The following is a 21,153-nucleotide window of genomic DNA, read 5'->3' as shown; positions in this document are numbered from 1 at the left end:
ATGTTTTCAGTATAGGACTTATTCCCTAAACAGTCAATGTGAAAAGTATCACAATTGAAAATTTTCTTTACCGCTGGGCTATGGTATTCTAAAAGTATAGAGGAGAGGGGGACAACTAAAGTGGATGGGAAATCAAAGATACTTGCTGCAGCCAGAAAAGTCATCAGCCAGCACGGAGCCAATCGGGCAACAGTGCGGGCTATAGCTGAAGAAGCAGGTATGAGTACTGGGGCAATCTACCACTATTATAAAAACAAAGACGATATATTTTATGATCTGCTTGATGACAGTCTCTCAGATTCCACTAGAATTGCAAAGGGTATGCTGAATCAAGATTTAGCAATGGACATAGTGATTAAGGAAATTAGCCGAAAAACGGAAGAACGATTTAAAAAAGACACAGAAAATCGACTTCAATACCATTTTGCTCATGAAATATTATTAGGAAATAAAGAACTGCAGCATAAATTCACACAAAAATACAACGAATGGAATGGGCGTATTGAGGAAATTCTCATCCATTTGTATGGTCTTAAAGAGAATCCTTTAAATAAAGCACTCTCATCCTGGTTATTAGGTGCAGTAGACGGCGTCATCCTGCAGAACCTTCTTGAAGTAAATGAAGCCAGCGAAGAAGACATGATCGAAATTTTTGAACTTTTATTAGAAAAAGGGCTGCCACAGTTCATCCGGATTTTAAACGAAAGCAAGTAGAAGCTGGGGTAAATCCCTTTGTTTTTTTGAACAAAAAGTTATTGCTTAGGATTCCGCTGACAAATGTATAAGGATAGTGTGATTTTTCATTACATCGCGATTTAAAAGAATAGACGTTCGCTTGATAGGGGTGTTAATTTTGCTGAAGAACAAAGCTGATGTCATAAATTTAATTCAATCAGACGAAAAAATGATGGAAATCATCCATACAGCTAGCATCCTGGATTTGCCTGACTGGTGGATTTGTGCCGGGTTTGTCCGATCGAAAATATGGGACACACTGCATGGCTACAAGGAGCGAACATCGATCCCGGATGTTGATGTGATTTATTTTGATGGCGCTAACATGGATGAAAAGTATGAAAAGAAACTGGAAAACAAGTTGAAGAAACTCATGCCTGATATTCCCTGGTCTGTAAAAAACCAGGCAAGGATGCATAGGGTAAACAGGATTCCACCTTATACTTCTTCAGAAGATGCCATCTCCAAATTCCCCGAAACAGCTACGGCTCTTGGCGTAAATCTGGACAAGGAGCATGAGCTGACACTAACTGCTCCATGCGGCATTGAAGGTGTGTTGCAAATGGAAGTGAAGCCGACACCTTTTTTTACTGAAACGAGAGAACGTGCTGTCATTTTCGATGAACGACTGATCAATAAGAATTGGACAGCTAAATGGCCAATGGTCAGTGTGTATCCAATAACATCACCTTCCCGCTAAAAAACCCAATTCAAACAGCTCTGCAAAATACACCTCCTGAAACTTTTTGTTCAGAATGCCGCTATAGTAGGCAAGTGGATTTTTCACCTGTATAGTTGACTTTATTTTGCGGATCAGTTGCTTGAAAGAATCCAGAGAGACGGACAGAATGGTATCTGTCTCGTTCTCCTGGTTGTTTTTGTAGGCAGCGATGACCGTCATTCTCCAGAATTCCTCGATTGTCTTTGCTTCTGGGAAGAAGTATTTCGCCAGCTCGACAAATGGCTTTGGAATCCGATCGCTTACGAAAAGATGTTGTTCAGATTTTATAGTGTTGGCTGTTTCTTCACGTTTATTACTGTTTATAGTTTTAGTTTCAAAAAGATTATTAGTTTTATTATGGTGGTTCATTTTTTCCTTCTTGGGTGGTTCACTCTTGGGAAAACGATTGAAAACGTATAGATTGCTGGATTGTGAACCGTTCTTTCTTTCCGTTTGGTACACAGTGAAGATTCCAAGATTGCTAGCTTTGATGATCATTCTTTTAAAAGTAGAACGAGAAATCCCGAGCTTGTTGTATTCCTCATGAATTGCCTTTAAAACGGTTCCAATTTTCGCATTGCTGACACCTGGGATTTTTGCCGCAAAACGGGCAAGCCTCTTCAATCCCACCAACTCTCCCTTAGAAAAATCATGTTTATGTACAGCCAGCCACATTTCCAAATGACGATTGAATTCCTCTAGCAATCCGAACTGCGAATACCCTTCAAAACCATCAATGACCCCAGATTTAATTGTCATCATTTTGCACCGCCCTTTCACTGTCTATATACAGGTGGGCATTTAAAAGGGACATGTAGGATAGCGGATTTTTGTGTCAGATTTGTGACAAATATTGAAGGAAGGTCCACTGGGAACGATAGAATAACGGCATCTTACTTTATGAAGAAATAATGAAATAAATTCATATTTTGCTGTCATTGATGGGGATAGTCAATCAGCTAAGGTGCTATAGGCTTTATTCTTAGTGGGATTTTTAAAATTAGATATATTCTGTGTTTATTTTTATATACAAGAGATAATATTTACAGTATTGTTATGTTATACGATATATCGTTATACATAATATCTAAAGAAGCAGTAGAAGAGGTGTTAGCAATGGCATATACTGGTGGACCGATGACGGAAGCGATGTATTACGTTCTGCTTGCGTTAATGAGGCCAAATCATGGATACCAGCTGATGCAGGCCATAATGGAGGTTTCTAATGGCAGAGTGAATATGGGACCGGGGACACTTTACGGAGTATTGTCTCGGATGGAAAAGGACGGGCTAATATCATTAGCAGAAAACGATGGCAGAAGGAAGATCTATGAAATAACCGTAGAAGGGGAAAAAGCGCTACGTACTGAATACGATCGGCTGCAGGCTTTGATTAAAGATAGTGCAATATTAGATTTGGGGGATGGAGATGAATAAGACGATATACAAACTCAGACCCAGTGATTTTTGGAGGATCGGAGAGCATGAAAGCTGGTTTGCTGATTTGGCGGCTGAGGGACTTTTTCTGAGAAAAATGGGGATCCATTTTGCAAAGTTTGAAAAAGGTGAACCAAAAAACATGAGGTATCGAATAGAAGTGTCCATAAGTAAGAAGATTTCAGCAGATCAAATTGAGATGTATAGTGAGACTGGCTGGGCTTATGTCACTAGCTATGGCTCTTTTCATGTGTTTTCATCACCTGCCGAGCTTGAGGCACCTGAGCTTCACACGGATCCTGCAGAGCAATCGTATACATTAAAAGAACTGGACAGGAAATTGGCATTTAATAGCGGTGCTGTGATTATTGGAATGATCTTGATGATTGGTATGCTGGGTTCAATCTGGTTTCTTGACGGTACACCTACCCTTGTTTTAGTGGATGGCATAGCTGTTCAACAAACGATTTTGGCTATTTTCCTCGCTTATACAGCCTATAACTCACTACAGGCAACACTATCGATTCGTGATTTGCGTAAAAGACTAGCCGAAGGAATACCAATTGACCACCATGCTTCCTGGAAGAAAAAGCATACATTACATACAACTGTCGCATTTGTATTTACCGTATTAGTTGGGTTGAGTGCCATTATTCCATTTTTTCAGCTAATGAAAATGGACACGAAAACATTGCCGGAAAAAAATGTGGATTTACCAATTGTCAGATTAGCGGATGTTGAAAATAATCCGGATTTAGTTCGCGCAGAATCTGCCTATTTGGATGATGGTGTGGATTGGGGAAATCGTTATTCATATGATTGGAGCCCTTTAGCACCCGTTCAATATGAAGCAGATGAAACCGGACTTGTCCCTGGGAAATTGTGGGATGATAAGAGCGGTGAATATTCACCTGGGATATCTACGCAGTATTATCAACTCAGGATTCCTAGTATGGCCGATAATCTGATATCAGATTTAATAGAAAGATACAGGTATGAACATACCCAGGCAGAATATGAAGAGAAAAATCACCCAGACTTAGACCATTTGGTCGTCCGTGTTGAAGACAGCATGAATGAAGTTTATGCATCAAAAGGGAACGCAGTCATGTATGTCAGATACTTTGTATACGCTGATGTTGATTTAGTAATAGAAAACGTAGCTAAGAAGATTACTATAATACCAGATTAAGAATCGGAGAGAGATTAAGCTTGTTATTAAAAGTAATAGTTACCACCTAGGTTTTTTATGAAGGCATTACCGTTAATGGTAATGCTTTTTTTCATAACAAGACACCAATTTAGGAGAACGCTCTTGTTGAAATGTAATGTATATATTGAAAAATGTAATTTATTATGTTCAGACCTAAAGGTTCAAGTATAAGCAGCACGGCATAACAAATTTGAGAAGAGCCGAATGTGCAATTGTCATTTTTATTTACTTTCTACCGATAATACCTTCTCATCAATATTAATTTGGTTGAGTAATAGAGTTTAGACGAATGGTGCCAATGGTAATCGTTTTACGGAATCTTGACAGCTTTGACTTCAGATCCTGAAAAGCTGAGAAAATAACCACGGATTCTTGACAGCTTTGACTCTATATCCTCAAAAGCTGTCAGAATAACTACGCATTCTTGACAGCTTATGTAATATAAAACGTTAATTCTTGATCATAAGTTTGCTCAATCATAAATCGACTGGTATTTAATTCTAGAAAAGGTAATGATATTATAATATTAAGGTAAAATTACACAAACTGGGAATGGACTTTTTTGAGAAAATACTTTGGAATAGTTTCAGAAGTAGTCCCTCAAAATCCAGATCCCTTTAATCCTATCATAAATAAAAAACAATAAAAATCAGATAGCAAACAGGAAGAAAGATTAAAATAGCTGCTGAAGCCTTCCTCCAAAAGGTTTTTGTACTATACCAGAAAGCTAACCTTGAACATATTAATCCGATCGCGATGACCCATATCCACAAATTCCCAAATACATAAGATTTAATTGGTAGTGCTTCTATTAATTAAAGAACTTTTCATATGCCTTAATCGTATATAAGTTGTGAGTGTATGATAAGCGTAATGGGTCAGATATCTCTTGGACTAGGAGGTGTGAATTATATCAATGAACTACTATTAGTTTCGTTACTGGTTTTTATATTTATGACATATAAAATGGTTAAAATCATAATGAACAAAGAAGTACCAAATGATAATAGGCGTATTGTACGGGCTTTATATGGTACTTCATTCTTAGGGTTAATCCTAGTAAACATGATCTTTTCTTAAATCCATTAAAAAAAGAAAAGGGAAGTTATGATGAGGTTATCCATCCTTTGTGTTTTACTATTTTCATCGTTTATAGCTTTTGGTTTTAGAGAGATCATTGTTAGCAGAGGCATTACATTCTGTCTTTGAGTTGAAGTAAAAGATGGTTTGAATTCAGAATAATTATAATTTTTTTCAAGTGAAAAATACAAAAGAACTGAGGTTGTTTCATGATTTTAAAAAGAAAAATATTTAGACTGCCAATATTGGCTTCCATGCTATTACTAGGCGGCTGTGTGGGAGAAGAAACTAAAGAGCAAGCTGGTTCTGTTAGCAAACCCGAGAACGGTGAGGCAAAACCAACTGAAGTAACTGAAGATCCAAAAGATGATAATAAGAGCATTGCAGTTTCGCTGCCGGAAGATTTCTTCCAAAAAAACAGATCCAATTTAATTGAAAAAATGGAAGATGGGTCAATACTAGTATTGTTTTCTGAAAGAATCTATGGAACAGAAGTGAAAAATAATGATATGACGGATAAAGAGAAGCTTGGTGCAGCCCGGAATTTTTACTATCTTACTGGTATAAAAGATAGTGAGTCTGTTCTAATGATTAAGAAAGACGGGTCCACTGCGGAAGAGAAGATATTCGTCCCTGCAAAATCAGAAAAGGTAACAAAGGTTTCAAAAATAGAGGAAGTACAAGAAATAGAAAAGTTTCAGGAAGTCTTTGATACCGCATTGGAGGGCAGTAAAATCCTCTATGTTGATGCTGGAGACCCGATGCTGATGGAAAGTGTTAGTACAGAAGAGCAGAAAAAGGCAGAAAGTCAGGCAAAAGCACAAAATTTAGAAATTAAGAACATTTTTCCGGTGCTCGGAGAAATGAGATCGATTAAAACAGGTCAAGAAATTGAAATCATCAAAAGTTCCATCGCTGTGACCAAAGAAGGAATTGATTCGATGATGAAAATTTCTAAAAATGGGATTGAAGAAAGTGTATTGGAAGATACCTTCTTTAATGCCATTTCAAAGGCAGGAACGGACCGAACAAGTTTTGACTCCATTATTGCTTCCGGAGAAAATGCAATTGAAGCTCATTATATGGAAAATGATGACGCCGCGCCTGAGGATGGCCTGATCTTGACGGATGTAGGTGCAGAAGTGGGCTACTATTCTGCAGATATCACGAGGACATTCCCTGCAGACGGTACATTCAGTGATCGTCAAAAAGAACTTTACAATATTGTTTTGAAAGCTCAAGAAGAAGTCATCAATCAAATGAAACCAGGTACAGATCTAGGGGTACTGTTTGAGACAGCGAACAATATTTTATCAGAGGAATTGATTAAGATAGGTTTAATCAATGATGCTTCAGAGTTGAGTAACTATTTTGCTCATGGACTATTTCACCCAATTGGTCTAGATGTACATGATGTCTCAGGTTACAATACTACGCTAGAACCAGGCATGGTGTTTGCAATCGAGCCAGGATTATATATCCCCGAAGAAAAGATTGGAATACGAATTGAAGATAACGTTCTTGTGACCGAAGAAGGACACATTGTATTGTCAAAAGAAATCATTAAGACGGTAGATGAAATCGAGGAATTCATGAAGAAAAAATAAACTCGCAGAAGCGCTGGAATCTTTCTGGCGCTTCATTTTTCTTGCTAGTCCAAGAGAGATTTAGAGGAAGAGCAAAAAACTTTTACCTAGATATTTTACTTGTTGTTGAATGGAAGTTTTTACAGTGATAAAGAAACTTGGGAAGCCTCATTTTTAAAGTTTAAGGAGAATTACATGGATAAAAGAATGAAAGATTTAGTGGATTTTATTAGAGACAAGTATGGTTTGAAGAAATATTTCTTACATACATATCAAATTCGCAGTAATACAACTATTTTCAATGAGACAGTTTATACCCTTGATATGGAATGGTTCCCTGATCATGAAAAAGATTGGCAAGATGAAGACTTTAATCCAGAGGGAACAGCTTATATTGAAATGGATATCCATTCAAAGGAGGTCTTTACAGTCATTTTTACTGGTGGAAGATCTTATGCGAACAAGAAGTTTAGCTTCAATGACAGGGATGAGATCATCAAGTGGATTGAAAAGGAAACAGGCCTGAAATATCAGCAGCAATTTCATTTTTGGAAAGAAGAAGAAGGAAAGATTCATTTTAAAGAGTGCATTAATGGGGTTGCTGTTTCTCCATCTGGTTCTATTGAGGTAAAATTCGATGACGCTGGCAAGCTGACACAACTTTTTGTTTGCGGTCAGTTTCCTGACGAGTCGCTGGTAATACAAGAAAAATATAAACTTTCCATTAATCTAATAGAGGGAATGGCCAAAGAACAATTGAAGTTGGCTGAATTTCCTAGTATGGAAAAGAAGAAGCTGGTCCCTGCTTATGCGATGGAAGAGATTTATATTAAGAATGACCTTTCTGGGACATTAAATTTTGAATTTATTGTCGATGCAAAGTCTCGATTGCCAATAGACGAAGTGATGGAATGGGAAAACAGCAGTCAGAAGTCATTTCAACGGAAAGAATTATCCTTGGTTGAGAATATGGCTCCTGAACAAGCGTTTTCTAAAGAGCCACATCCAGACTTAAAGCCAATCACCGAATCAGAAAGCAAGATGTGTTTGGAGTCGATAAAACTTTTATTGAGTGGAGAGTTCCCGGAGGATTCAGGAAACTGGATACTGAAATCGCTGCATAGAGAGAAGGGTTACATCCATGCCGTTTTAAAAGTAAAGGAACAGGAGGAGCGGGTATTTCACCGTAAGCTTTTGCTCTTCATTGACCCGCAAACTTATGAGGTATTAAATTATATGGATAATAAGTCTTTATTAGAGATTTATAAAGACTTTCAAGCTGCGGATCTTGTTAAGGTTACTAAAGAGGAATCGTATGACAAACTAAAAAACTTGATTGAGCTGTCACCATATTATGTGTATGATTTCGAGCAAGAAAAATATGTTTTATGTGGAAAATTGGACAGTCAGTATGCTGTAATCGCCTCTAATGGGGATGTTGTTAATTTAAGCGAGTTGTAATATAAAGTATTTGAGTCTTTTATCTTGGCTCTTTTCGTAAACTTTGTTGCTTTCTCAATCAAAAGTAAAAAACGACACCTAGTTTTTACGGGTATAAAAGCAATCCGGATTCATCTGCACATTATTTCCTTTAATGTGACGATAATCTTCGTACATCAGGATTTATCGTCACAATATTCCTTTTTATGTAATGAAAATCTTTGTTGCTGTATTCAGAAGTTTCCTCGAAAAGAGCCCCGACTCCTTTCATTCCGAGATTAATATTGAAAGTTGGTTTTCTTGCTTGAGTCATAACTATTCTAAATTAAACCCCTTTTTCTTCGAATGCGTGAATTTGATTGTTATGACCTAAAACGATGAGTATATCATTAGGGCAGATGACTTCTTCAACTGAAGGGGAAACAATAAATTCTTCTCCTCGCTGGATTCCGATGATGTTACATCCGTAATTGGCCCTGATATTCAGCTCATTTAATGTTTTGTCTGTTACCTTTTTTGTAGAGATTATTTCTGCAATGCTGTGGGTCTTGGAGAGCTCGATAAAATCAATAATTTTATCTGAACTAGCATGGTGGGCGATTCTCTTTGCCATTTCCCTTTCAGGGTGGATGACGAGATCGGCTCCAATTTTTTCTAATACCTTTTGATGATTATCACTTAATGCTTTCACCCATACTTGCTTAACACCCAAATCCTTTAGCAGTAATGTTGTGAGGATACTAGACTCAATATTACCGCCGAAGGATACAATGGCAAGGTCTACATTTTTCAAGCCCAATTCTTTTAGACTATTTTCGCTTATGGCATTGGCAACAACTGCATCCGTTGCAAATTGTCTATACCGGTTAACTCTTTCCGCGTCCACATCCACTGCCAACACCTCTAAACCAAGATGATGAAATTCTTTAACAAGGCTTCCGCCAAAACGTCCAAGACCTAACACAGCAAATAACTTTCTCATTATATATATCCTCCTGATTCCGTATAGAATTTCTATGACAGGGAACGTCTTTAACTTCATGTAATAAACTCCTAATTTGCCTATTCCTTTATCGCTTAGCTATAAGATTTTCTCACGAATGATGAGGGAGTCTTCTGTAGAAAACGATAATTCCCATAATGAATTATTGTCTCCAAAAATAACCAAAATATGTTTCCATCAATGACTTTTGAAGTGGAGAATGTATCAATAATCAGGAACATGCTTAGGAGAATGACACTTTTTTACTCTAAAATTACAGTTCCATAACAAATCAATAAAAAAGACAGGATTTCCAAGCCGGTGTCGAATTTTATAGGTATAGAGAAAAATAGGGGGCAAGATCTGAAGATATATAGGGGGACTGTAAATGCTAGAGTTTGAAACCAATATCGATCAATTTGCTACTATAAAAGTAATTGGGGTTGGCGGCGGAGGAAATAATGCTGTGAACCGGATGATTGAGGATGGCGTGCAAGGTGTGGAGTTCATTGCGGTGAATACAGATGCGCAGGCTCTTAACATGTCAAAAGCGGAAGTCACGATGCAAATTGGCGGTTCGCTGACGAGGGGTCTGGGAGCTGGTGCCAAACCTGAAATTGGCAGAAAGGCTGTCGAGGAAAGCAGGCAGCAGATCAGGGATGCCCTGCAAGGTGCGGACATGGTGTTCGTTACGGCCGGAATGGGTGGCGGAACCGGGACCGGTGCTGCGCCGGAAATCGCCCATATCGCACGTGAACTTGGTGCACTTACTATTGGAGTGGTGACTCGTCCGTTCACTTTTGAAGGCCGCAAGCGGGCACAAAATGCGGCAGATGGAATTGAAGAGATGAAGAAAGCCGTTAATACCTTAATCATCATTCCTAACGAGAGATTGCTGGAAATCGTCGATAAGAAAACACCGATGATTGAAGCCTTCCGTGAGGCGGACAATGTCCTCAGGCAGGGTGTCCAAGGCATTTCCGACTTGATCGCTGTGCCCGGCATGATTAACCTCGACTTTGCTGACGTGAAAACGATCATGTCCAACAAAGGAACGGCGCTTATGGGCATCGGTGTATCTTCAGGAGATAACCGTGCTGTCGAAGCTGCCAAAAAGGCCATCTCGTCTCCATTGCTTGAAACAAGCATCAACGGCGCAAAAGGAGTTTTAATGAACATCACAGGCGGCATGAACCTCAGCTTGTATGAAGTGCAGGAAGCGGCCGACATTGTGGCAGCTGCAACAGATGACCAGCTTAACATGATTTTTGGATCAGTCATCAATGAAAATCTGGATAAAGAAATCATGGTGACCGTGATTGCGACTGGCTTCGATCCTGATGAAGAGGAAGCTCCGCTGTCGAACACATCTCGCCGACCTGAAGACATGATTGTCAATTCCCGTGAGCAATACCAGTCTCAGCCGAAAAAGCGGGAGTCTGCTGCCTATGCAGAATCGGCGGATTACGGACGAGCCCAAAATATTAACAAGTCCGGCAGCTACAGACAATCCGGAAACTACAACCAGTCATCTTCCCACGATGAACCTGAGAATTACGAACGGGGTACCCAGCAACAAGACGACTCGCTTGATATTCCAGCGTTCTTGCGGAAGCGAAGCAGAAGGCGTTAATACAAAAGGCCAAATCATTTGCGATTTGGCCTTTTTGAATAGGTATTAAATCAGCGTTAATCCTAACAGTTTTTGATACCTATCAATCAGCGTTAATTTGAATTGTTAATCAGCAATATTTATTGTATGGAAAATCTTATTCATTATTGCGGACCAAATTGCTTTTGAGGTGATTTGGTCTTCGTGATTTGTTAAACATTTTATAATCGTCATTACAAAGGAGGTATAATGCGATTTTTTTAAAAAAATTAAGGGATTAGAGTTGAAGAAGATTTCGTTTTTGCATAGTATCAGGTACTTTGTATGAGGCCAGCTAGAAAACATGGCTAAAATCTTTGCTAACCGTCATTTTCTTGACTTAAGTCAATGAGAATCTTCCTTAGACAGAATACAATTTTAGTGAGATCAATTTTCGAGGAGGTTCTTTATGGCAACAAATAATAATATGCAACGAAAAGCAGCATTCATATCAGGTATGGCTTTGCTCATTATGACGCTGGCGGACTTTTTTTCTCAGGGATATGTACACAGTTCGTTAGTTGTTAATGGAGACGCAGTAACCACATTAGAAAACATCCAAGGATCGCAATCTCTGTTCAGACTTGAGATCCTTGGATGGCTAATCATTCTCATTGCGGATTTAATTGTTTCATGGGGCTTTTACGTGTTTTTGAAGCCTTTTCATCGCGAATACGCATTATTGGCAGGTTGGCTTCGTTTGCTTTACACAGCAATTTTGGCAATTGCGGTATCACATCTCATTATAGCTAATAGTACCCTTCAAGAATCAGTTACAGGTGAAGCATTGGCACAAGAAGTTATGAGGTCCATCACAGCTTTTGAAGCAATATGGTCTGTGGGATTAATCATTTTTGGGATACATCTTATCGTAGTCGGCTTGGCAGCAATGAATACAAATAAGATCCCCAAAGTCCTTAGCATTCTAGTAATCTTAGCAGGCTTCAGCTACTTCATCATTCATTTCATGTATGGGTTTATTCCCCATCTTGAAGGTTTTACAGGAATATTGGAAATGATTCTTATTGCTCCGATGTTTATGGGTGAATTAGGTTTTGGTATCTGGTTATTAGTAAAAGGGAGAAAATTGACTAATGACTAATACTAGTCAACAATTCTGAGGTGATTTGTTTCTGAGCGCTTCTTAATACGACTAAGGGATTCTGGTTTTATTCCAAGGTAGCTTGCTAGTTGGTACTGTGGAACTCGGTCAATTAAATCTGGTCTTTTTATCATCAAAGCATGATATCGCTCTTCTGGAGTTGACGAAATAAAGGAGGAGAAATCATCCCTCATAGCACCGATATCTTCTTCAATCATCTTGCGAGTCATAGCCTCTAATACCGGATGCATGTCGTATATTTCCTGCTCAGCAGCTAAATCGCCTACAACAAGCGTACAGTCTTCCAAACAGCCAAGAGAGTATGGTGAAGTTTTATCCGGAGTATGTTGATTAAAAATCGTTACACTTTGTTCTTCCGTAAAAAAATTGTAAGTATTCTCATTTCCATTTTCATCAACAGCATACTGACGTACACAGCCTTTTAGGACAAAATAGCATTTGTCAGGAACTTCTCCTTGATGCAGCAGGATAGTTCCTTTCTTAAAAGTTGCAACAGGAACATCGGTTGTCAGTTCTTTTAATTTGGCTTCATTGAGGTCAGAAAAACGTTTCATATATTGGATGAGGACATCTTTCATGTTATTTACCTCCTTATCAAGTATTGTGTAGATAATATAAGTATAGCAACATGAACACGGATAGGAACAGCAATCTTGTTTTGTTTTACCCTTCGGTAAAGGATCATTTGAGTGAGATGATCCCTATTGTCTAAATTCCAACTGTCGATGAGACGATCGAGCCAATTCACTTTAGGATTGGCTTTTTTGATGTTTAAGATTTTTTTAGGTGTGATGGAGTTGTTTTCTTCACAATAGTCCTTGTTGATTGGAAACTGTTTGTCTTTTTTGACGTAAGTAATTCGCCATTCAAATTTGAAAGTCGAAATAAAATCTGATACGATTAAATCGCACACGATATAATTGAAACTGAGGAGGAAGTTAAATGAAAACTGTTTACGATTTTACGGTGAAAAAGACAAATGGTCAGGAACAATCTTTGAGAGATTTTGAGGGCAAGCCTTTGCTGATTGTCAATACTGCAAGTAAATGCGGGTTAACTCCTCAATTTGAGGGACTTCAGGAATTATATAACCAATACCAGGGGAAGGGCTTAGAAATTCTCGGTTTCCCTTGTGGCCAGTTCAACGACCAAGAGTTCAATGATATTGACGAAACCACGCAGTTTTGCCAGATGAACTATGGAGTTTACTTTCCTATCTTTGGGAAGATTGATGTGAACGGCGAACAAGCAGATCCTCTATTTGTCTTTTTGAAAGAACAAAAAGGCGGAATCCTTACGAAGGATATAAAGTGGAATTTCACTAAATTTCTGGTGGATGGAAATGGTCAGGTGGTCAAGCGCTATGCACCGACGACTGAACCTAGTAAAATTGAGAAGGATATTGAAAACTTAATATAAAGCATGTGAAGGATGATTCACTTGGATGATTTTTTAACTCTGGAAAATCAGCTGTGTTTTGCTGTGTATGATGCAGGGAGCCAGTTTAACAAACTGTATACAAAAGCACTCGATCGCTTCGGGTTGACCTATCCGCAATATTTGGTGCTGCTGGCCTTGTGGGAACAGGACGACCTTTCTGCAAAAGAGCTTGGCGAAAGGCTGAACCTTGGCACTGGGACCTTAACACCGATGATCAAGAGAATGGAAGCTAATGAATGGCTGAAGAGGGAGCGTTCTACTGCGGATGAAAGGAAAGTCTGCATTAGCCTTCTTCCAAAAGCAATAGAACAAAAAGAAGCCATCGTGGAAAAAATCGCAACTGAATTAAAGCTGTGCAATATTGAATATGAAGAATACGCGCAGTTAATGAAACAGTTGAGAGTGCTGCGAGGGAAGTTAAAAGAATATAACCGATTATGAGATAAGTGCAGGGGACGTACCCTGTGCTTTCTTTTGTTCTAAGGTCCTCACATGGCTTTTTGAAAAAATCAATCTATGTTTCAAAAAGTAAATATGGTAAAATTAGGTGATTTTAGACGGGGAGTGGTGTTGATTTGGAACTGATAACTCTAAACCTAATTTTCTTGACCTTATTTATTTTCATCATCCATTCAATTGAAACTCTTGCTTATGCAGTTAGACTATCAGGTGCTAGAGTTAAAATGATAGCATCAGCTTTATCTCTTTTTAACATCATGGTCATTGTTTCAAGACTGGCTAATATGATGCAGCAGCCCTTTACAGGAAGCCTTATTGATAATGCGCCGAAAGAGAATACTTTGGAGTTTGTAGAAGCTCAATATCGAATTCTTATTGGAGCCTCTACCGTAGGGACAATATTTGGAATCCTTTTGCTGCCCAGTTTCATCGCATTATTTTCGAGAGCGATTATTTTACTGTCAGAGGAAAAAGGCTCTGTTCCAACCTTAATGAAAAGAATATTTTCAATCAAATACATCAGGCGAGGCTTAACACATTTAACTCTACCTAAATTTACATACTTAAGGGATACAAATGTTAAGGATATACCGATAAGACTATTCTTTGTGAATATGTTCATCACGGCTATATACACAATTGGGGTTTTGTCTGCGCTTTATGCAGCCTTGCTCGCACCAGAGCGAGAGATTACCGCTACAATGGCTTCAGGCTTAATTAATGGAATTGCAACAATCCTATTGGTTATTTTCATCGATCCCAAGCTCTCCGTCATGGCAGACGATGTAGTCAATCAAAGAGGAAGTTACAATAAACTGAAAAGCCTATCTATCATGATGGTCACTTCCAGATTATTCGGCACGATTTTAGCACAAGCACTGTTCATCTGGGGTGCAAAGTATATCGCCTGGTTTACCAAGTTTATTGTTTAGGGATGAGCTGCCTGAGGTTAGGACAGGATTTGGGTTACTGGGGCTAAAGTTGTCCGAAGTAGTGTTTGGTTCGGACATTATAAGGGCTTTTGCTGCTGAATTTGTCTGAAGTAGGAGTAAGTTCGGACATAATTAGGATTTCAGCAGCTGAATTTGTACGAAATAGGGGTAGGTTCGGACATAATTAGGGTTTCAGCAGCTGGATTTGTCCGAAGTAGGGTCAGGTTCGGACATAATTAGGGTTTCAACAGCTGAGTTTGTCCGAAGTAGTGGTAAGTTCGGACATAATTAAGGTTTCAGTAACTGAGTTTGTCCGAGGTAGGGGTAAGTTCAGACATTATTAGGGTTTCAGCAGCTAAATTTGTCCCAAGTAGGGGTAGGTTCGGACATAATTAGGGTTTCAACAGCTGAGTTTGTCCGAAGTAGTGGTAAGTTCGGACATAATTAAGGTTTCAGTAACTGAGTTTGTCCGAAGTACGGTTAGGTTCGGATATAATTAGGGTTTCAGCAGCTGGATTTGTCCGAAGTAGGGTCAGGGTCGGACATAATTAGGGGTTCAACAGCTGAGTTTGTCCGAAGTACGGTTAGGTTCGGACATAATTAGGATTTCAGCAGCTGAATTTGTACGAAATAGGAGTAAGTTCGGACATAATTAGGGGTTCAACAGCTGAATTTGTCCGAAGTAGGGTCAGGTTCGGACATAATTAGGGTTTCAACAGTTGAATTTGTCCCAAGTAGGGGTAGGTTCGGACATAATTTGGATTTCAGTAACTGAATTTGTCCGAAGTACGGTTAGGTTCGGACATAATTAGGGTTTCAACAGCTGAATGTGTCCGAAGTAGTGGTAAGTTCAGACACTATTAGGGTTTCAACAGCTGAGTTTGTCCGAAGTAGTGGTAAGTTCGGACATAATTAAGGTTTCAGTAACTGAGTTTGTCCGAGGTAGGGGTAAGTTCAGACATTATTAGGGTTTCAGCAGCTAAATTTGTTCGAAGTAGGGGTAGGTCCGGACATAATTAGGGTTTCAGCAGCTGGATTTGTCCGAAGTAGGGTCAGGTTCGGACATAATTAGGGTTTCAACAGCTGAATTTGTCCGAAGTAGGGGTAGGTTCGGACATAATTTGGATTTCAGTAACTGAATTTGTCCGAAGTACGGTTAGGTTCGGACATAATTAGGGTTTCAACAGCTGAATGTGTCCGAAGTAGTGGTAAGTTCAGACACTATTAGGGTTTCAACAGCTGAGTTTGTCCGAAGTAGTGGTAAGTTCGGACATAATTAAGGTTTCAGTAACTGAGTTTGTCCGAGGTAGGGGTAAGTTCAGACATTATTAGGGTTTCAGCAGCTAAATTTGTTCGAAGTAGGGGTAGGTTCGGACATAATTAGGGTTTCAGCAGCTGGATTTGTCCGAAGTAGGGTCAGGTCCGGACATAATTAGGGTTTCAACAGCTGAATGTGTCCGAAGTAGTGGTAAGTTCGGACATAATTTGGATTTCAGTAACTGAATTTGTCCGAAGTACGGTTAGGTTCGGACATAATTTGGATTTCAGTAACTGAATTTGTCCGAAGTACGGTTAGGTTCGGACATAATTAGGGTTTCAACAGCTGAATTTGTCCGAAGTAGTGGTAAGTTCAGACACTATTAGGGTTTCAACAGCTGAGTTTGTCCGAAGTAGGGGGAAAAGTATAGTCTAATAGAATTAAACTGTCTTTTGACTTCTCTGAAGTAACTAATTGCACCTATGATTTAGGAAACATCATAAACACATCCTCCGAAGACAGAACTTCTGTATGGCCACAAACTACTAACCAACACGGGTTTTTCAGACCTTACCCTCGTGGAGCTTTTGGAAGGAATCTTTGAGGAACCACTACTGTCAAAAAAGCAAGAAGCGGAGAATAACTTAAGGCTTGAAAATGAGTTTGTGAATTCATTAAAACTGGAAATCCCAGAAGTTGGATGGTGGTTTGAGTGGATTAGTGAGAGAAGCCCAGATACAAGGTGGATTTGGTCACTTTACCGCCAGGATGACCTTATGCTTACAGGAATGATAAGAGAGGTCTCTATTGCTTTTTTGTCGCTGCCGAAAAAGGGAGAATTTGAACGCCTCCCTTTCTTCGCTCAGCGGACAACGGGGAATCCACATTATTTTGACATCTCTGAGTCAGGCGGTAGATTATTACTCCATTTACTAACGGTAAATAAGAAAACTCGTGAAGACCCCGAGTACCTTTTTCCAAAAAGCACGGAGGAAATCAATGATATACTCGCAGAATATGGTCTGTTAAGGGATGACTTGTGGAATTTCGTGACCGTCCAGGGAATGATTGCTTACTATCAGGGCGAAATCCACCCCGTCTGGAATGCAGCTGTTCATACCAGAACAGTATGGAATGTTCCGATGAAAGAATTAGCCAGACTAGAAACTATCCAGCCTGCCTCTGGCCAAATGGTGTGGATTGTTGAAAATTCAAGTGTGGCCTCTACGATAATGGATGCAGTCCCTGATGCGACTGTAGTCTGTACACATGGACAGTTACGAGCAGCAAGTTGGAGACTCCTAGATAGATTGGTCGAGGAAGAATGCACATTATTTTATTCTGGCGACCTGGATCCAGAAGGAGTCCAGATTGCAGACCGTTTGAAGAAAAGGTATCAAGAAAAGTTGGTACTGTGGAGGATGGACCCCTTGGCATATGAGAGTAGTCTCTCAAATGAGGATATTGCCGGAAGGATTTCAAAGCTTGATGGTGTATCGTCACAAGAATTGGTAGACCTCGTTAAAATGATGTGTATGAAGAAAAAGGCAGGATATCAGGAAGCGTTGGTAGATAAACTTATTGAAGATATTAAACAGGCTCAATAAAATTAATGAAGAGTTATGGTAATAAATGCAGAACAAAAAGAACTTAAAGGTGGATTCTTGGATTTAAAAAGAGGTCAGCAAGAACTCAAGGAAGGGCACCAAGACCTAAAATATGGACAGAAAGTATTGCAAAAAGATGTGTCGAGTATCAAAGATAATCTGATTAATGGGCTTGGTCCATATTTTAAACAAATAGAGAAACATATTGATACAAGGACTGATGAACTGAAAGATGTATTGGGAGATCAGCAAAGAGTGATTGATACCCTAGCTGCTCGTTCTATTAAGCATGAAAGCGAAATAAAAGATTTCAAACACATATTGAAAAACCAGTAAGGGGCGATTTTTGCTCCTTTTTTTGTTGTTGCCAATAATCTTTTGAAATAGCTTCCATGTCTGGTTTCCTTAACCCAATGAGCTTACTGAGCATGCAAAGGTTGCTAATTTTTATGAAAACTGGTGTCTATATTATGTAATGATTTCTCTAAAACTCTAGAAAAAGATTTTGCATAAGGTGGAACCAGACCGATTTAGGTATCTAAAAGTGTAATATTTTAGTAGAAGAGATTACATATTGTGTATAGGTCAAACTTGTGAGAGAATTTAATGGAAATATTTTACTTGTAAGGGGGAGCAATCTGTATGAAGGGTCCTATAAGGAAATTGATTAAAAAAAGGATTCCAATCCTAACAACATTACTGATATCCCTATGGATTTGGTATGGTTCATATCACCTGGGATTTAATATAGGGGAATTCTTCGCAAATATAAAAAACTAATTCTAGAGTAAATTATGGAATATTGGCTAAAGGCAACGAGTTTTACTAGTCGTTTATAGCTTCATTTTAGAATATGAACAAAAATAATTCTAAGGAGTTAATGATGATGAGGAAAAGAGAACTATTCACTATATCAGCTCTGTCATTTTCATTGGGTATTGATATAGGATTTTTAATTTCTCCAGCGAAAAATGGTTTTGGCAATAATTCTGGTAATAACATAAAAAATTTCTACTATAGCAAACCTTCAAAAGATGATGAATCATGATTTTATGAAAATGTTTTATTTAGGTAGTAATTATGAGAGGAAAGAGATTTCCAGTTAGATATTGAGAATCGCATGACTTGGTGTTTTTAGGGAGAACTTTCAAAATGAATTTTAAGTTTTGCGGGACTACTCTCCAGTTATGGTGAAGATTTTTTCAATAGGTGTATTGATCATTACCATAACGGTGAAGAAGTAGCTAAACGTGTTCATTTTTTATAAAAGTACCTTTGCCTTGCAGGAAGCGCTGCATGGAATAGAGAATGACGATCGACAAGCTTTTGAAGCTGGTATACAGAATTATAGATCGGTATGATGGAGAGTTGAACACAATATAGAATAAGTAAAAAAATGCCGCGGTCAACGCGGCATTCCTCATTTTCATTTTTCAATGATTTAATCATTTAATTACCTATAAAATAGGTATTCCTAATTTTATCGAAGTAATAGAGGATTCTAAGTTTTTAGATTAGGATGCGAGGAGGGGGATAGATTGATCCAGAGGCTTGGAAACGCACCCTATTTACTTTTGGTTGTTGCTGCATTATTTTGGGGCGGCAATGCGGTTGCTGGGAAGTTTCTTGCTGGTTCGCTGCCGCCGGTGACGATTTCGTTCACCCCGTTTGGGAATTGGTGTCCTGATCATGTCTTCGGTGATTATCAAGTTGTTCAGACATGAAAGGGCCGCCTTAAGAGAACACTTCAAGCTGCTGTTATTCCTGGCTTTGACTGGGGTAATTGGATTTAATCTGCTGATTTATTGGGCGCTCAATTATACGACGGCGATCAATGCGACCTTATTGAATAGCACTAATCCTCTCTTCATTTTCCTTCTTTCAGCTCTTCTGATTGGAGAAAAAATGGAGTTGAAGTACTGGGTGTCGATGGGGATTTCAATGGTCGGTGTGCTGATTGTCATCACGCATGGGTCAGTTGAGAGGATGCTTGCTTTGCAGTTTAATAGTGGCGATTTGATTATGGTGTTGGCTGTCATTTTATGGTCTTTATATTCTATTAATATTAAAAAGATTTCCGGAAAGCTGCCATCACTTGTAATTTTCGGCTTTACGCTTGCGCTTGGTTTCCTGGTGATGATTCCTGCGGTGGCGATTGAGTTGGCGTTTGTACCGGCTGGTGAAGTGAATCTTGCGGAGTGGAGTGCTTTACTTTACATTGGAATTTTTCCGTCCATATGCTCGTTTTTATTTTGGAATCGTGCAGTTGCAATAATCGGTCCATCCAAAGCATCTATTTCTTTGAACCTAATCCCGGTGTTTGGTACAGTGGCTGCGTTTTTTATCTTAGGCGAGGTGATTGACATACCGCAAATCATTGGCGGCTGCCTGGTTTTTATCGGCGTTTGTATTACTTCTATTACGAAAAAGAAAACAGTGCAGTTGGCAGAAGAAGCATAATGTTATTCCGGTGGAGATTTTATGAAACGGAGTGTCTCAGTTTGATTGGGACACTTTTTTTTGATTTGGTCCGTAAATCTATTAAAAAGGAAAATTCCTTATTGGGGCGAATTTATTAGGTATTGTACTTTAAAATGAGTTTATATTAGGAGGATTACATATGTATAAAGATGGTTTTGTAGAGGTTACCGGCGGGAGAGTCTGGTATGAAATTTATAATAAGGATGCGAAAGGAACACCAGTTGTTATTTTACATGGAGGGTCAGGGTCTTCCACTTACTCATTAAAAGGGCTGAAGGCACTGGGCAAGGATCGCCCTGTTGTCATGTATGACCAGCTTGGCTGCGGGAAATCGGATCGTCCGGATGATCTGTCGCTTTGGAAAATTGACAGGTTTGTTGAGGAACTCGGTCAAGTTCGTGAGGCGCTGGAGCTTGATGAAGTTCATATTCTTGGACACTCATGGGGTACGACCTTGGCAGCAGCCTATGTGCTGACAAAGCCAAGCGGAGTGAAGAGCGTGATTTTTTCAAGCCCATGTTTGAGTGCCCCTATGTGGGAAGAGGATCAAAAGCGGAATATTGCCAAGCTGCCGGTTGACGTGCAGGAGACGATATTACGCTGCGAGGAAAGTGGCGAGACAGATTCAGAGGAATTCAAAGCAGCAATTAATGAGTTCAACAAGGAATTCGTGTTCCGAGGTGAACCGGATTTAGAGTGGTTGAAAGCTGGAGCTGGCATGAAAAACCCTGTTGTTTATGAAACGATGTGGGGTCCATCTGAATTTACGGTGAAGGGCAATCTTAAGACTTTCGATTGCACACCACAGCTCGGCGAGATTGAGTGTCCGACACTTTATACCTGCGGCCGTTTTGATGAAGCGACACCTGAATCGACTGAGTATTATGCCAGGTTAACACCAGGGGCAGAATTCCACGTTTTTGAAAAAAGTGCCCATATGCCTTATATGGAAGAGCCGGAAGAGTATCAGCAGGTTATTAGCGCTTTTTTGGATAAATTATAAGCTTT

At 39.2% G+C, this 21,153-nt stretch carries 20 protein-coding genes; 17 read left to right on the top strand and 3 right to left on the bottom strand.

Annotated elements, in window-relative coordinates:
• The first annotated feature begins 120 nt into the window (after positions 1–120).
• Positions 121–714 (top strand): TetR/AcrR family transcriptional regulator, encoded by a 594-nt coding sequence (locus LC048_RS10760; protein ID WP_226601078.1) that lies wholly within the window; start codon positions 121–123, stop codon positions 712–714.
• A 136-nt stretch (positions 715–850) separates the two neighbouring features.
• Entirely contained in the window at positions 851–1,435 is a 585-nt protein-coding gene (locus LC048_RS10755; protein WP_226601484.1) for a nucleotidyltransferase family protein, read from the top strand.
• Here the strand turns inward: LC048_RS10755 and LC048_RS10750 are convergent.
• Positions 1,421–2,218: a hypothetical protein gene (locus tag LC048_RS10750; RefSeq protein ID WP_226601077.1), complete on the bottom strand. Its 798-nt coding sequence runs from the start codon at positions 2,216–2,218 to the stop codon at positions 1,421–1,423. The genes LC048_RS10755 and LC048_RS10750 overlap by 15 nt on opposite strands.
• Positions 2,219–2,572: 354 nt before the next feature.
• On the opposite strand from LC048_RS10750, the gene LC048_RS10745 reads away from it, so the two are divergent.
• From LC048_RS10745 to LC048_RS10730, 4 genes are all read left to right on the top strand, one after another.
• A complete protein-coding gene (locus tag LC048_RS10745) occupies positions 2,573–2,893 on the top strand; it encodes a PadR family transcriptional regulator (protein ID WP_226601076.1) in 321 nt (106 codons plus the stop codon).
• Complete coding sequence (locus tag LC048_RS10740; protein WP_226601075.1) at positions 2,886–4,085, top strand: DUF2812 domain-containing protein; 1,200 nt, start codon at positions 2,886–2,888, stop codon at positions 4,083–4,085. Before LC048_RS10745 ends, LC048_RS10740 begins: the two co-directional genes overlap by 8 nt.
• A gap of 1,310 nt (positions 4,086–5,395) precedes the next feature.
• Entirely contained in the window at positions 5,396–6,793 is a 1,398-nt protein-coding gene (locus LC048_RS10735; RefSeq protein WP_226601074.1) for an aminopeptidase P N-terminal domain-containing protein, read from the top strand.
• Between the two features lie 174 nt (positions 6,794–6,967).
• Entirely contained in the window at positions 6,968–8,233 is a 1,266-nt protein-coding gene (locus LC048_RS10730) for a hypothetical protein (RefSeq protein WP_226601073.1), read from the top strand.
• Positions 8,234–8,537: 304 nt separating this feature from the next.
• Here LC048_RS10730 and LC048_RS10725 read toward each other — a convergent pair whose 3' ends face one another.
• Entirely contained in the window at positions 8,538–9,194 is a 657-nt protein-coding gene (locus LC048_RS10725; RefSeq protein ID WP_226601072.1) for a potassium channel family protein, read from the bottom strand.
• A gap of 388 nt (positions 9,195–9,582) precedes the next feature.
• Here LC048_RS10725 and ftsZ point away from each other — a divergent pair, with 388 nt between their 5' ends.
• Together ftsZ and LC048_RS10715 are read left to right on the top strand one after the other, a co-directional pair.
• A complete protein-coding gene (gene ftsZ, locus LC048_RS10720) occupies positions 9,583–10,827 on the top strand; it encodes a cell division protein FtsZ (RefSeq protein ID WP_226601071.1) in 1,245 nt (414 codons plus the stop codon).
• A 427-nt stretch (positions 10,828–11,254) separates the two neighbouring features.
• Positions 11,255–11,947, top strand: coding sequence for a DUF4386 domain-containing protein (locus LC048_RS10715; RefSeq protein WP_306050217.1), 693 nt, complete (start codon positions 11,255–11,257; stop codon positions 11,945–11,947).
• Between the two features lie 2 nt (positions 11,948–11,949).
• Here the strand turns inward: LC048_RS10715 and LC048_RS10710 are convergent, their stop codons facing one another.
• A complete protein-coding gene (locus LC048_RS10710; RefSeq protein WP_226601069.1) occupies positions 11,950–12,546 on the bottom strand; it encodes a Crp/Fnr family transcriptional regulator in 597 nt (198 codons plus the stop codon).
• Positions 12,547–12,910: 364 nt separating this feature from the next.
• On the opposite strand from LC048_RS10710, the gene LC048_RS10705 reads away from it, so the two are divergent.
• The 9 genes from LC048_RS10705 to LC048_RS10660 all read left to right on the top strand — a co-directional run bounded on the left by LC048_RS10705 (position 12,911) and on the right by LC048_RS10660 (position 21,148).
• A complete protein-coding gene (locus tag LC048_RS10705) occupies positions 12,911–13,387 on the top strand; it encodes a glutathione peroxidase (protein WP_226601068.1) in 477 nt (158 codons plus the stop codon).
• 21 nt (positions 13,388–13,408) lie between these two features.
• Positions 13,409–13,849, top strand: coding sequence for a MarR family winged helix-turn-helix transcriptional regulator (locus tag LC048_RS10700; protein ID WP_226601067.1), 441 nt, complete (start codon positions 13,409–13,411; stop codon positions 13,847–13,849).
• Positions 13,850–13,983: 134 nt separating this feature from the next.
• Positions 13,984–14,799 (top strand): lipid II flippase Amj family protein, encoded by an 816-nt coding sequence (locus LC048_RS10695; RefSeq protein ID WP_226601066.1) that lies wholly within the window; start codon positions 13,984–13,986, stop codon positions 14,797–14,799.
• Between the two features lie 1,785 nt (positions 14,800–16,584).
• The gene (locus tag LC048_RS10690; protein WP_306050490.1) at positions 16,585–17,664 is read left to right on the top strand and encodes a DUF2399 domain-containing protein; all 1,080 of its coding nucleotides are present in this window, start codon (positions 16,585–16,587) and stop codon (positions 17,662–17,664) included.
• Between the two features lie 15 nt (positions 17,665–17,679).
• Complete coding sequence (locus LC048_RS10685) at positions 17,680–18,000, top strand: hypothetical protein (RefSeq protein ID WP_226601065.1); 321 nt, start codon at positions 17,680–17,682, stop codon at positions 17,998–18,000.
• Positions 18,001–18,544: 544 nt separating this feature from the next.
• Entirely contained in the window at positions 18,545–18,712 is a 168-nt protein-coding gene (locus LC048_RS10680) for a hypothetical protein (RefSeq protein ID WP_306050215.1), read from the top strand.
• Between the two features lie 490 nt (positions 18,713–19,202).
• Complete coding sequence (locus tag LC048_RS10670) at positions 19,203–19,388, top strand: hypothetical protein (protein WP_226601063.1); 186 nt, start codon at positions 19,203–19,205, stop codon at positions 19,386–19,388.
• On the top strand, positions 19,354–20,124 hold the full coding sequence (locus LC048_RS10665) for a DMT family transporter (RefSeq protein ID WP_264188228.1): 771 nt from the start codon (positions 19,354–19,356) through the stop codon (positions 20,122–20,124). Before LC048_RS10670 ends, LC048_RS10665 begins: the two co-directional genes overlap by 35 nt.
• A 160-nt stretch (positions 20,125–20,284) precedes the next feature.
• Positions 20,285–21,148, top strand: a complete 864-nt coding sequence (locus LC048_RS10660; protein WP_306050212.1) for a proline iminopeptidase-family hydrolase — start codon at positions 20,285–20,287, stop codon at positions 21,146–21,148.
• The last annotated feature ends 5 nt before the right edge of the window (positions 21,149–21,153 follow it).

The organism is Mesobacillus subterraneus (genome assembly GCF_020524355.2).
Taxonomy (GTDB): domain Bacteria; phylum Bacillota; class Bacilli; order Bacillales; family Cytobacillaceae; genus Mesobacillus; species Mesobacillus subterraneus_C.
Note: the sequence above shows the minus strand (reverse complement) of the source record. Positions and strands in the feature narration are given on the sequence as shown.

What these genes read in the sequence shown, in the direction of transcription:
- LC048_RS10665 (WP_264188228.1), top strand. Translation starts at nt 19,354, where the DNA reads ATGTCTTCGGTGATTATCAAGTTGTTCAGACATGAAAGGGCCGCCTTA.
- LC048_RS10745 (WP_226601076.1), top strand. Translation starts at nt 2,573, where the DNA reads ATGGCATATACTGGTGGACCGATGACGGAAGCGATGTATTACGTTCTG.
- LC048_RS10685 (WP_226601065.1), top strand. Translation starts at nt 17,680, where the DNA reads ATGGTAATAAATGCAGAACAAAAAGAACTTAAAGGTGGATTCTTGGAT.
- LC048_RS10715 (WP_306050217.1), top strand. Translation starts at nt 11,255, where the DNA reads ATGGCAACAAATAATAATATGCAACGAAAAGCAGCATTCATATCAGGT.
- LC048_RS10740 (WP_226601075.1), top strand. Translation starts at nt 2,886, where the DNA reads ATGAATAAGACGATATACAAACTCAGACCCAGTGATTTTTGGAGGATC.
- LC048_RS10660 (WP_306050212.1), top strand. Translation starts at nt 20,285, where the DNA reads ATGTATAAAGATGGTTTTGTAGAGGTTACCGGCGGGAGAGTCTGGTAT.
- LC048_RS10710 (WP_226601069.1), bottom strand. Translation starts at nt 12,546, where the DNA reads ATGAAAGATGTCCTCATCCAATATATGAAACGTTTTTCTGACCTCAAT.
- ftsZ (WP_226601071.1), top strand. Translation starts at nt 9,583, where the DNA reads ATGCTAGAGTTTGAAACCAATATCGATCAATTTGCTACTATAAAAGTA.
- LC048_RS10750 (WP_226601077.1), bottom strand. Translation starts at nt 2,218, where the DNA reads ATGATGACAATTAAATCTGGGGTCATTGATGGTTTTGAAGGGTATTCG.
- LC048_RS10680 (WP_306050215.1), top strand. Translation starts at nt 18,545, where the DNA reads ATGATGATGAGGAAAAGAGAACTATTCACTATATCAGCTCTGTCATTT.
- LC048_RS10705 (WP_226601068.1), top strand. Translation starts at nt 12,911, where the DNA reads ATGAAAACTGTTTACGATTTTACGGTGAAAAAGACAAATGGTCAGGAA.
- LC048_RS10725 (WP_226601072.1), bottom strand. Translation starts at nt 9,194, where the DNA reads ATGAGAAAGTTATTTGCTGTGTTAGGTCTTGGACGTTTTGGCGGAAGC.
- LC048_RS10735 (WP_226601074.1), top strand. Translation starts at nt 5,396, where the DNA reads ATGATTTTAAAAAGAAAAATATTTAGACTGCCAATATTGGCTTCCATG.
- LC048_RS10730 (WP_226601073.1), top strand. Translation starts at nt 6,968, where the DNA reads ATGGATAAAAGAATGAAAGATTTAGTGGATTTTATTAGAGACAAGTAT.